The 12,048-nt window shown below is 71.7% G+C and carries 8 protein-coding genes; 1 reads left to right on the top strand and 7 read right to left on the bottom strand.

Going from position 1 to position 12,048, the window contains the following annotated elements; all coding sequences use genetic code 11:
* Positions 1 to 85: 85 nt before the first annotated feature.
* The 4 genes from ACFT7S_RS36655 to ACFT7S_RS36640 all read right to left on the bottom strand — a co-directional run bounded on the left by ACFT7S_RS36655 (position 86) and on the right by ACFT7S_RS36640 (position 6,133).
* Positions 86 to 1,549, bottom strand: coding sequence for a catalase (locus tag ACFT7S_RS36655; protein ID WP_382740229.1), 1,464 nt, complete (start codon positions 1,547 to 1,549; stop codon positions 86 to 88).
* Between the two features lie 164 nt (positions 1,550 to 1,713).
* Positions 1,714 to 3,645 (bottom strand): SpoIIE family protein phosphatase, encoded by a 1,932-nt coding sequence (locus tag ACFT7S_RS36650; RefSeq protein ID WP_382740227.1) that lies wholly within the window; start codon positions 3,643 to 3,645, stop codon positions 1,714 to 1,716.
* Between the two features lie 296 nt (positions 3,646 to 3,941).
* Positions 3,942 to 4,640 carry a DUF402 domain-containing protein gene (locus ACFT7S_RS36645; protein ID WP_382740234.1) on the bottom strand — a complete coding sequence of 233 codons (699 nt, stop codon included), beginning with the start codon at positions 4,638 to 4,640 and terminating at the stop codon, positions 3,942 to 3,944.
* Between the two features lie 53 nt (positions 4,641 to 4,693).
* The gene (locus ACFT7S_RS36640; protein ID WP_382740223.1) at positions 4,694 to 6,133 is read right to left on the bottom strand and encodes a class II fumarate hydratase; all 1,440 of its coding nucleotides are present in this window, start codon (positions 6,131 to 6,133) and stop codon (positions 4,694 to 4,696) included.
* A gap of 105 nt (positions 6,134 to 6,238) precedes the next feature.
* Here ACFT7S_RS36640 and ACFT7S_RS36635 point away from each other — a divergent pair, with 105 nt between their 5' ends.
* A complete protein-coding gene (locus ACFT7S_RS36635; RefSeq protein WP_382740220.1) occupies positions 6,239 to 7,774 on the top strand; it encodes a ricin-type beta-trefoil lectin domain protein in 1,536 nt (511 codons plus the stop codon).
* A gap of 66 nt (positions 7,775 to 7,840) precedes the next feature.
* On the opposite strand, the gene ACFT7S_RS36630 is transcribed toward ACFT7S_RS36635, so the two are convergent.
* From ACFT7S_RS36630 to ACFT7S_RS36620, 3 genes are read right to left on the bottom strand one after another with little or no spacing between them, the layout of a single operon-like run.
* Positions 7,841 to 10,432, bottom strand: coding sequence for an amino acid adenylation domain-containing protein (locus tag ACFT7S_RS36630; RefSeq protein WP_382740217.1), 2,592 nt, complete (start codon positions 10,430 to 10,432; stop codon positions 7,841 to 7,843).
* A 39-nt stretch (positions 10,433 to 10,471) separates the two neighbouring features.
* Complete coding sequence (locus tag ACFT7S_RS36625; protein WP_382740214.1) at positions 10,472 to 11,311, bottom strand: SDR family oxidoreductase; 840 nt, start codon at positions 11,309 to 11,311, stop codon at positions 10,472 to 10,474.
* Complete coding sequence (locus ACFT7S_RS36620; protein WP_382740211.1) at positions 11,308 to 12,033, bottom strand: thioesterase II family protein; 726 nt, start codon at positions 12,031 to 12,033, stop codon at positions 11,308 to 11,310. The genes ACFT7S_RS36625 and ACFT7S_RS36620 overlap by 4 nt, the downstream gene beginning before the upstream one ends.
* Positions 12,034 to 12,048: the final 15 nt, after the last annotated feature.

Raw genomic sequence — 12,048 nt, 5'->3', positions numbered from 1 at the left:
GAGACAGCCGCCCCTCCTTCGTACCTTCCGGGTGGGCGGTGCCCGCGGGCACCGCCCCTCCTTCGTACCTTCCGGGTGGCCGGGGTCAGCCGCCGTTGACCTTCTTCGCGATCCGGTCGCCCAGCTCCTTGTCGACGTTGCGCCAGTACTGCAGCGCCCGGTCCAGGACCGGGCGGCTCACACCGTCCAGCAGATGACCGGAGATGTTGGACACCAGCCGGTCGCGCGCCGCGTCGTCCAGCACCGTGCGCACCATCGTGCCCGCCTGGCCCCAGTCGTCGTCCTCGCGGTGCAGTTTGTACGCCTCGTGGACCATCTCGCCCGCCGTGGCCCAGCCCGCCGGGTCGCCGTAGCGCGCGGTGTCCGCGGCGGGGCCGCCGTACGAGTTCGGCGCGTACACCGCACCCGTACGCGAGGGCTCGTACCGCATGGGTCCGTCCTTGGCGTACGAGTTGACGCCGAAGCGCGGCCGGTTGGGCGGCAGTTGCGCGTAGTTCGGGCCGATCCGGTAGCGGTGGGTGTCCGGGTACGAGAAGAGCCGGCCGAGCAGCATCTTGTCCGGCGAAGGACCGATGCCGGGCACCAGGTTCGACGGTTCGAAGGACGCCTGCTCGATATGGACGAAGAAGTCCTCGGGATTCTCGTTCAGGGTCATCCGGCCGACTTCGATCTCCGGGTAGTCGGCATGCGGCCACACCTTGGTGAGATCGAACGGGTTGAACCGGTAGTCCGGCGCGTCATCGAACGGCATGATCTGGACATACAGGGTCCAGCTCGGATGGTCGCCGCGCTTGATGGACTCGAACAGGTCGCGGCGGTGGACGTCGCCGTCGATCCCGGCCATCGCGTCGGCGTCGGCCTGTGTGTAGAAGTCGATGCCCTGGTCCGTCTTGAACCGGTACTTCACCCAGAAGCGCTCGCCGCCCGCGTTCACCCACATATAGGTGTGCGAGCTGTAGCCGTTCATATTGCGGTACGTCTTCGGGATGCCCCGGTCGCCCATCAGCCACGTCACCATGTGCGCGGACTCGGGGGACAGGGTCCAGAAGTCCCACTGCATGTCGTGGTCGCGCACCGCGCTGTCCGGGCGGCGCTTCTGCGAGCGGATGAAGTCCTGGAACTTCATCGGGTCACGGACGAAGAAGACCGGCGTGTTGTTGCCGACCATGTCGTAGTTGCCCTGCTCGGTGTAGAACTTCAGCGCGAAGCCGCGGGGGTCGCGCCAGGTGTCGGGCGAACCCTGTTCACCGGCGACCGTGGAGAAGCGGGCGAGCATCGCGGTCTGCTTGCCCGGCTGCAGGAGGTCGGCCTTGGTGAACTGGCTGACATCGTTCGTCACGCGGAACGTGCCGTACGCGCCCGAGCCCTTGGCGTGGACCACCCGCTCCGGGACCCGTTCCCGGTTGAACTGCGCCATCTTCTCGATGAGGTAGTGGTCCTGGAGCAGGATCGGTCCGTCGGTACCCACGGTGAGCGAGTGCTCGTCGCTCTCCACCGGGATACCGGCGTTGTTCGTCGTGTACGGAACCTGTTCGGATTTCTCGGTCACGAGAGCGTCCTCCGGTCGGTGGGGGTGTCGGTCCGGTCGCTTCGTTCACGACAGAAGTCAACTCCGCCACCCTGAGGACGGCAACATTTGGCGGCGCCCGGGGCCGGGCCCCGGAGTCGTGCTCCGGGGCCCGGCCCCTTACTGGCTTCGGTTACGGGCTGCGGTTACGGGCTGCGGGTGGCCATCTCGAACCAGACCACCTTGCCGGTCGAGAGCCGGGTGGCCCCCCACCGCCTGGCCAGGCGGTTCACCAGGAACAGTCCTCGTCCGCCCTCGTCCGTCTCCCTGGCCCGCCGCTGCCTGGGCAGCTGCGGGGAGTCGTCGCCGACCTCGCAGCGCAGGATGTCCGTGCGCAGGAGACGCAGGGTCACCGGCCGCTCCGCGTACCGCACGGCGTTGGTCACCACCTCGCTGACCAGCAGTTCCACCTCGTCCGACAGCTCGTCGAGGCCCCACCGGCTGAGCGCCCTGCGGGCCAGCCTGCGGGCCCGGCCCGGTGCCTCGTTCTCCGGCTCCAGGAACCAGTACGCGACATCGCTGGGCGCGATCCCGTCGAAGCGGGCGGCGAGCAGCGCGATGTCGTCGTCCCGGTCGCCCGGGCCGAGCATGTCGAGCACGTCGTCGCAGAGCGCTTCCAGCGGGGGCGCATGGTCGGGGCCGGTCAGCCGGGCGGTGGCGGCCAGCCGCTCGCGCAGCTGCTCGATCCCGGTCCACACGTCCCGCAGCCGGGACTCGACCAGACCGTCCGTGTACAGCAGGAGCGTGGCTCCCGCGGGCGCGTCCAGTTCCACCGCCTCGAAGTCGACTCCGCCGACACCGATCGGGGCGCCCGGGGGCACCCGCAGCACCTCGGCCCGGCCGCCCAGGTGGAGCAGGACGGGCGGCGGGTGGCCGGCGTTGGCGATGGTGATCCGGTGCGCGACCGGGTCGTACACCGCGTACAGGCAGGTCGCCATGCGGTCGCTGCCGAGCCGCTGCGCCTGCTCGTCCAGGTGGTGCAGCACCTCCTGCGGCGGCAGGTCGAGCCCGGCCAGTGTCTGCGCGGTCGTGCGCAGCTGGCCCATGATCGCCGCGGACGTCATGGAGTGGCCCATGACGTCGCCGACGACGAGGGCGACCCGGCTGCCGGGCAGCGGGATCGCGTCGTACCAGTCGCCGCCGACGCGGGCCGTCTCGGCGGCCGGCAGATACCGGGAGGCGAGGCGGACACCGGTCGGCTGCGGCAGCGAATCGGGCAGCATGGTGCGCTGGAGCTCGTCGGCGATGTACGCCTCACGGCCGTACAGCACGGCCTTGTCGATGCCGAGCGCGGTGTGGGTCGCCAGCTGGGCAGCGACCAGCAGATCGTTGGCCTCGAACGCCGGGCGCTCGGTGCCGCGCAGGAAGACGGCCGCGCCGATGACCCGCCGCCGCCCGCGCAGCGGCGCCAGGATCGCGCGGTGTCCTGTGGGCACGGCACGTCCGGGCCCGAGCAGTTCGGGCAGCGCGGCGCGCGCCGCCGCGGAGTCCCCGAAGACGGGCCGTACTCCGCGCAGCACCTCGGCCAGCGCACCGCCCGAGCGGACCTCGCACAGTTCGGCCGCGGGCATGAGGTCGGACTGGGGGTCGGCACCGGGCAGCCGGAGACGCTCGGTCTCCGGGCTGTTCTCGTTCTCCTCGTCGGCTAAACGCAGCCGGTCGGTACGGCGCAGCCGTAGGACGAACGGGGTGACAGGGCGCTCGTCGCCGACCGGAAGCGGGTCGCGGAGATAGACGAGTATCGCGTCGGAGAAGGTCGGCACGCTGGCCCGGCACAGGCCGAGGACGATCTCGTCCAGGTCTATGCCCCGGGCGATGCGGCGGGTCGCCGCCCCCACGAAGCGCAGCCGGTCGCCTTCGCGACGGGCCGCGGCCTGGGCGTCCGCCGCCGTCGTGGCCGGCTTCGTCGAGGCGTGCGGTACGGGGTTCGGCCCGGGGTTCGGCGCGGCGGCCGGTCCGGGGATCGCGGCGGTGGCAGGGGTCGCCGTCGCGGCGTCCTGCTGCCGCGGGCGGGTGCGCTCCTGAGACCGGGCCGCGAGGGGCTGCCGGCCTTCGTGGGAGGTGGGATGCTCCGTCACGCGTGGGATTCCGTCCGTCCGGGCCGGTTGTATGAGGCAGTCACCTCGTGGGGCGCTACTGTGCCCCGGCAAGAGCGGTAAGAACAACGGCTGTCACCGGATGCCCCCGTACGCGGGGCCGAAACCGGCTGCTCGGGATCTGGCGCGGCGACATCGTTTCCCGCGAAGGGGCGGCGGACAGCGAGCATGTCTCCACCCCCTCGTAGTGGTTCATGCGAGCGTGCGGCCCGCTCCGGGCTGTGTGGCCCGAGCGGTCCGTACGGTTCGTGCGTCGACTTGTGGTCGGTCCAAGGATCTCACGACGGCATATGGGCCGGGGTGCGGTCCCAGTCATCCGGCAGCGGGGGAATCTGCCAGTGCGGCTCGGGCCGCCAGTGCTCCCAGCCGTCCCGGAACGGCGTCCCCCACTCCTGGATGACCTCGACGGCCGAGCGGCCCGCCTCCCGCACCCGCTCCGCTGTGGCCCGGTCCATCAGGCCGACTCGCTGCGCCTGGGCGAATTCGTCCTCGTCGAGCCAACGCCAGGTGTGGTCGGGGTTCACGGAGATGTCGAGAAAGTGATCCTCGGAGTCGACGCCGCCGGACCAGCGGACGAGCGGCTCCTCCAGATTCACGTACCAGTTGCGGAAGGTCCAGCCGCGGTCCCAGAACAGCCACACCGACCAGGGGTCGCCGGGCCGGGCCAGCTTCAGCACGCCGGTGCCGAACCACGTCGAGCGGGTCGTGGTGCGGGGCGCGGTGTAGCGGGTGGCGAGCGGCTCGGCGTGCACCTGGGTGCCGTCGGCGAGGACCGGTCTCACGCATTCGGTGCCCGGCGCCATCCACACGGCGAGCAGCTCGGCGGTGTCCTGGACGACGGTGACAGGACGGCAGATGTGCACGGCCCGCCGGCCGCTCCCGTCGCCGTTGCCGCGGTCACTGCCACCGTTGTCGCGGTAGCGCCAGAGGATCCGGTCCCCCGGCACCCAGCGCGCGCCCTCTCCCGTACCTGTCATGCCTGTCATGAAGAGATCTTAGAGACGCGATCGCCCGCCCGCTGCGATACGCGTCACGGGCGGGTCATGCGCAACACGTCCAGAGCCTCGTCGAGTTGTTCCACCGTGAGGTCGCCGCGCTGGACATATCCCGAGGCCAGCACCGTTTCGCGGATGGTCGTGCCCTGCGCGAGGGACTTCTTGGCGACCTTCGCCGCCTCCTCGTAGCCGATGTACTTGTTGAGCGGGGTCACGACGGAGGGCGAGGACTCCGCGTACATACGGGCCCGTTCCGCATTGGCCGTGATGCCGTCGACCGTGCGGTCGGCGAGGAGCCGGGAGGCGTTGGCGAGCAGCCGTACCGACTCCAGCACGTTCTTCGCGATCACGGGCAGCATCACGTTGAGCTCGAAGTTGCCCGCGGCGCCCGCGGTGGCGACCGTGGCGTCGTTCCCCATCACCTGTGCGGCGACCATCAGCACGGCCTCCGGGATGACCGGATTGACCTTGCCCGGCATGATCGACGAGCCCGGCTGGAGGTCCGGCAGATTGATCTCGGCCAGTCCGGTGCGCGGGCCCGAGGCCATCCAGCGCAGATCGTTGGAGATCTTCGTCAGGGAGACCGCGATCGTGCGGAGCTGCCCGGACGCCTCGACCAGTCCGTCCCTGGCCCCCTGTGCCTCGAAGTGGTCGCGGGCCTCGGTGAGCGGCAGCCCGGTGGTGCGGGCGACCTCGGCGATGACGGCGGCGGAGAAGCCGGGCGGGGTGTTGATGCCGGTGCCGACCGCCGTGCCGCCCAGGGGCAGTTCGGCGAGGCGGGGGAGCGAGGACCGCAGGCGCTCGACGCCGTACCGGATCTGCGCCGCGTAACCGCCGAACTCCTGGCCCAGGGTGACGGGTGTGGCGTCCATCAGGTGCGTACGGCCCGACTTCACGACCTCCGAAAATTCGGCCGATTTTCGCTCCAGCGCGGCCGCCAGATGGTCGAGCGCGGGGATCAGGTCCGCGGTGACGGCGGCGGTCGCTGCGATGTGGATGGAGGAGGGGAAGACGTCGTTGGAGGACTGCGAGGCGTTGACGTGGTCGTTGGGGTGGACCTCGCGGCCCAGGCGTTCGGTGGCGAGCGTCGCGACGACCTCGTTGGTGTTCATGTTGGACGAGGTGCCGGACCCCGTCTGGAAGACGTCGACGGGGAAGTGCTCGTCCCAGCGGCCCTCGGCGACCTCGGCGGCGGCCTCCTGGATCGCGGTGGCGATGTCCGGGTCGAGGACCTTCAGTTCCGCGTTGACCTTGGCGGCGGCGGCCTTGATCCGGGCCAGGGCCTCGATGTGGGACCGCTCCAGGCGCTGCCCGGAGATGGGGAAGTTCTCCACGGCGCGTTGGGTCTGGGCCCGCCACTTGGCGTGCTCGGGGACCTTCACCTCCCCCATCGAATCGTGCTCGATGCGGTACCGCGGGGTGCCGGAACTGGTGCCCGATGTGGTGCCTGAAGTGGTGCCTGACGAACCGTCCATGTTTCAAACCTCCTGAAAAGATGAGCACTTGTCTTGTTCTATGTATTCCCTTGTGGCCTACCGACCAGTAAATACCTGGGGTAACCCCACAATCCGGGAGGCGCAATGAGGCGCACCAGGCACAGACTTCGCGCACTTCGCTGTACGGTCGCGGCCGCCGCCGCACTGGCGGCGACCATCGGCTCCATGGCGGTCGCCGGACCGGCGGGCGCGGCGGAAACCCGTACCACCACTACCGCATCCACCCCGCTCCCGCCCGATCTCGAAGCCGTCCGGGCCGCGGAAGCCACCCAGCTGTACGGCAGCCCCGCCGAGCGGCCGCTCGCCGACCGCAAGACCGGGCTGATCTCGCTCGGCGACAGCGAGATCTCCGGCGAGGGCGTCGGCACGTACGAATCCGGCACCAACGGCCCGGACAACTGGTGCCACCGGTCACCCGACGCAGCCATCCACCGCACGGGCATCGCGGCGGACGTCACGTACAACGTCTCCTGCTCCGGTGCCTATACCGGGAACATCAGAATCGGTGGTTCCAAGCAGTACGCCGACGAGCTGGTCCAGAGCGACAGCCTCGCCGTGAAGGCCCGCAACACCCGCATCAAGATGATCGTGCTGGTGGCCGGGGCCAACGACGACCTCCAGTTCGGTCCGGTCATGACGGACTGCGTCGTCCGCTACCTCACCCTCCAGGGCCCCTGCGAGTCCAAGTACACCGGCGGCTGGCAGGCCCGGGTCGACGCGCTCGTCCCCAAGGTCGAACAGACCGTACGCGACCTGCGCACTGTCATGACGGACGCCGGTTACGCCAACGGCGACTACAAGCTCGTCGTCATGGGCTACCCGAGCCCGATCGGCCCCGACTTCCGTGACAACCCGGACTTCCCCGGGAAGATCGCCTGTGGCGGTCTGGGGTACGACTCCGACACCGTCTGGGGCCGTAACGCGGCCGTACCCGCCTTCGAGGTGGGTATGCGCAAGGCAGCCGCCTCCACGGGCGCCGTCTACCTCGACAACTCCCGCCTCTTCCATGGTCACGAGGTCTGCACCCAGACCACCTGGGCCCGCGGCCTGTACATCGACGTGACCAAGCCGGGCCTGCCGGACGAGAATTCGGTACGCCAGTCCTTCCACCCCAACCTGGCCGGACACGGGGCCTTCGCCTCCTGCCTGACCCAGATCTACAACTCCGGGGCGCGCGAGGCGAGCTGCGCCGACCCGGCGAGTGCCGGCAGGCCGGTGCTCCAGCCGGTCGCCTGGGACGACGTGTTCGACCCGCTGAAGAACGAGGCCACCGGAACGTGTGTCGACGTCCCGGCGTCGGTGACCCGTAACGGCACCGAGGTCACCGGCTGGGACTGCCACGGCGGCCGGAACCAGGACTGGTGGTACGACGCCGCCGAGCGGACGGTGCGTACGGAACTCAGCCACGACCGCTGCCTGGACGTGCCGGGCGCGGAGTACAAGGCGGGCGCCACGCTCATCCTGTGGGACTGCTCGGGTGCGGCGAACCAGAAGTTCGTGAAGGAGTCGGGCACTCTGCGTCCGGCGGCCGCCACCGGGCTCTGCCTGACGCTCGCGTCGGCGAAGGACCCGCTGAAGCTCCAGGCGTGCAACGGCGGTGCTGCGCAGCGTTTCGCGTAGTCCGGCGACAGGGGAGGGGCGGCCGCGGTTTCACGGTCGCCCCCTTCTGCTGCGCCGCTCATGCCGTCACGTGGTCAGTGCCTCGCTGAGCGTTCGTATCGTCGGGGTCAGATACAGCTGGCGCAGGGGGACCGGGGGCAGTCCGCGTTCCCGGGCGGCCGCGCCGATCCGGATCGCGTACAGCGAATTGCCGCCCAGGTCCCAGAAGTTGTCGTCCGGGCCGACGGCGGGGATGCCCAGGACCTTCTGCCACACCTCGGTGAGCGCCGCTGCCGGTCCGGTGGACGGTGAGGGCGCGGGCGCCGGTGCGAGTGCGGGTTGCTGCGGGGCCGGCAGGCGGGCGGGGTCGAGCTTGCCGTTCGGGGTGAGGGGGAGGTGGGGCAGGGCCGTCACCGTGGCGGGCAGCATGTGGGACGGGAGCAGGCGCGCGGCCCGGTGGCGTACGGGAGCGGTGTCGCCGTGCGCGTCCGGGGCCAGGACCACGTACGCGTCGATGCGTACGGCCGCGGCGTCCCCCTGTTCGTGGCCGGTGACCGTCACTGCTGCCGCCGTCACCGCCGGGTCCTCCAGGAGTGCGTGACGGATCTCGTCCGGCTCGATGCGAAAGCCCCGTACCTTCACCTGGTCGTCGATCCGGCCCAGGTGTTCCAGGGCGCCGTCGGGGAGCAGCCGGCCCAGGTCGCCGCTGCGGTACAGCCGGCCGCCGTGCCAGGGGTCGGGGACGAAGCGTTCGGCGGTGAGGGCGGGCCGGTGCAGATACCGGTCGGCGACTCCCGCACCGCCCACGTGGATCTCGCCGGGGGCGCCCGGGGGCACGGGGCGGCCCCGCGAGTCGAGGACGTGGACGTGCCAGCCGGGCAGGGGGCGGCCGACGGAGCGGGAGCCCTCCATCGCCGCGCGGCGGGTGAGCGTCAGGGCGGTCACATGGACCGTCGTCTCCGTGATGCCGAACATGTTGACCAGGCGGCAGCGGTCCTCCGGATGGCGGTCGAACCAGGAGCGCAGGGGCCGGGTGTCCAGGGGTTCGCCACCCAGCACGACCAGGCGGAGGGGGAGTTCGCCGCCGGTGTCCCGGTCGGCGGCCATGAACTGGGTGAACGCCGAAGGGGTCTGGCTGAGAACGGTGACCCCCTCGCGGATCACCAGGGCGTGGAAGTCGGCGGGGGAGCGCGTCGTCCAGTGGTCGACGACGACCAGGCGTCCGCCCGTGAGCAGGGCGCCCCAGATCTCCCAGACGGAGAAGTCGAACGCCGCCGAGTGGAAGAGCGTCCAGGTGTCGGCGGGGGTGAGCCCGAAGTCCTCGCGGGTCGCGTCGACGAGGGCGGTCACATTGGCGTGCGGGACCACCACACCCTTGGGGCGGCCCGTCGAGCCCGAGGTGTGGATGACGTAGGCGGGGGACGTGGGCGGGCCCGCCGGGGTGCGGGGCTGTGCAGGGTGGCCGGTGAGCGGGGCGGTGTCGTCGACGGTCAGGCGGAGCCCGGCGTCCTCGGCGGTGCGGGCGCGGCGGTCGGCGGGATGGTCCGGGTCCAGCGGTACGTACACCGCGTCCGCCTTCAGGACCGCGAGCATCGTTGCCACCAGGTCCGTGGAGCGGGGCAGGCAGATGCCTACGAAGTCCCCGGGTACGACGCCCGAAGCGCGCAGCCCGGTGGCCAGTTCGTCGGCGCGGGCGTTCAGCTCCTGATACGTGAGCGTGGCGCCGGCGCAGGTGAGGGCGGGGGCGTCGGGGTGCGCGGCGGCCCGCTCGGCGAAGAGCTCGTCGATGCGGCGGGGGGTGCGGGGCGCGGTGGGGGTGCTGCGGCCCAGGGCGAGTTGGGCGGTGGACTCCTCGGCACTGAGCGGGTCCAGTTCGGTGAGAGGTGTCTCGGGCGGGAGGGAGAGGATCTGGTTCTGTACGCGGACCACCTGGCGGTCGAAGTCGCCGGCCGGGACGGCATCCGTGGCGCACAGGAGGGTGCGGGCGTAGGGCTCCTCGGCGTGCGGCAGGACGGTGACCGCTTCCTGCCCGGCGGCCGGGCCCGGGTCCACGATGCCGACGGCCGGTGCGGGGCCGTCCGGGAAGGGCGTGAGCGGGGTGGCGAGGAGGTCCCCGATGGTGCGGCCCTCGGTGAGGTCCGCGGCGAAGACCGCCCGCCCGTCGAAGGCCCCCAGGGTGTGCGGCGGCCGGTCGAGGGCGGGAACGGGGACGCCGACGGGGACGTACGGCAGGCCCTCGTGACGCCCGGCGACGACGGCGAGCGCGGCCATGAGCGGGCGCATCGCGGGGTCGGGGTGCAGGTCTGGCGTGTCCGCCTGGGGGCGTACCTCATGGGGGCTCAGCTCTCCCCGCAGCACCTCGGCGATCAGCCACAGGGACCGCGTGTCCAGCTCCTCCCCGTCCGCGACCAGAACGAGGTCGGCGGCGCCCCCGTCCTCGTACCGCAGGAACAGGGCGCGCAGCCGGTGGCCGGGGGCGAGTGGCCGGTGGGTCTCCGTGGCGCGCCTGCGCAGGGCCGCCGGGGAGTCCGCGGGCGCGCGGACGGAGTCCGTCCACAGGCGGGGGCGCGGGTCCTTGGGCCACCACAGCTCCGCCGCCGTCGTGAGCGCGGCGGCCACCGGGGCGTCCGCCGCGGCCTCGGGGAGGCGGACGGTCAGCGCATGGCGGGCAGAGGGCACGTACGTACTCCTTGTCGTGCGGCAGGGGCAGAGGATGCTTCAGCGGACGGTGAAGCCGCCGTCGACCGTGACGACGCTGCCCGTCACCCTGCGGGACTCGTCCGAGGCCAGCCACAGCGCCGCGTCCGCGACGTCCCAGGGTTCCACCAGGGTGTTCATCGGCTGATCGCGTACGAACGTCTCCTCGTGCTCGCCGACCGGCACCTCCAGCGAGCGGGCGATCTCGGCGAGCATGCGGCCCTCCATCGCCTCGTCGTCGCGGACCGAGCCGGGGCACACCGCGTTGACCCGGACCTTGCGGGGCGCGTAGTCCAGGGCGACGGCCTTCGTCAGGCCGACCAGGCCGTGTTTGGCGGCGACGTAACCGGCGAAGTGCCGGTAGCCGACCAGGCCCGCCGTCGAGGCAATGTTGATGATGGAACCGGAGCCCTGCGCGGCCATCCTTCCGCCGACCGCCCGGATCGCCCGCCAGGCGCCCCCCAGGTCCACATCGATCATCAGCTGCCACTCGGACTCGTCGATCTCGTGCGCGGGACGGCCCGAAGGGGCCGCGATCCCGGCGTTGTTGACGAGGACGTCGATCCGGCCGAAGCGTTCCTCGGCGTCGTCCGCCACCGCCTCCAGCGCCGCGAGATCGCGCACATCGGCCTGCCTGGTCAGGACGGCGGCGCCCGCCGCCCGGCAGAGATCCGCCGTGTACGCGAGCTGGCTCGCCGAACCGAGGGGATACGGGACGCCCGGCAGATCGGCCGCCACATCCAGCAGCACCAGGTCCGCGCCCTCCCGGGCGAAGGTCAGCGCGATGGCCCGGCCGAGCCCGCGCGCCGCCCCCGTGATCAGTGCCGTCCGCCCAGCCAGCCGGGCACCGCCGCCGCTCACCGGTCCTGCGGGGCGCGGAGCCCGGCGGCCACCAACTCCAGCAGCTCGCGCGGGTGTTCCGCCAGATACATGTGCCCGCCGGACAGCTCCGCCACGGTCAGCTTCCCCGTCGTCGCCCCGCCCCACTGCGCGGCGTCGGCAGCGCCGACCAGCGTGTCCGTACGGCCCCTGACCGAGGTCACGGGCGTCGACAGGGGACGGTCCGAGGACGGTACGTACGTCTCGTGGAGCCGCACGTCGGCCCGCAGCGGCGGCAGCAGCAGCTCCCGCATCTCCGGGTCCTCCAGCGCCGGATGGGCGTACCCGGCGAAGGTCTTCACCCGTGCCACGAACTCCTCGTCCGGCAGCTCGCCCGCCCGGTCGGTCCTGGGCGTCCACGGGCCGGGCGAACCGCTGACGACGAGGCCCTCCAGCCGCAGCCCCGCCGTGTTCGGCGCCCGCTCGATCCGGTGCGCCAGTTCGTACGCGAGGACCGCGCCCATGCTGTGCCCGAACAGCACCACCCGGCGTCCGGAGACCCCGAGTGCGGCCGTGACCTGCTCGTACGCATCGGTCACCGCCGGACCCGCCGAGGTGTACGCGGCCTCCGTGAACCGCTTCTCCCGGCCGGGCAGATGCACAGGCAGGACCCGCAGCCCGGCCGGCGCGGACGCCTGCCACGGGGTGAAGAACGACGGCCCCGCCCCGGCGAAGGGCAGGCAGATCAGGACGGTCTCTTCCACGGTCTCTCTTCCGGT

Source organism: Streptomyces sp. NPDC057136 (assembly GCF_042670885.1).
Lineage (GTDB): Bacteria > Actinomycetota > Actinomycetes > Streptomycetales > Streptomycetaceae > Streptomyces.
The sequence above is the reverse complement of the archived record's forward strand: the minus strand, read 5'-3'. Positions and strand labels throughout refer to the sequence as shown.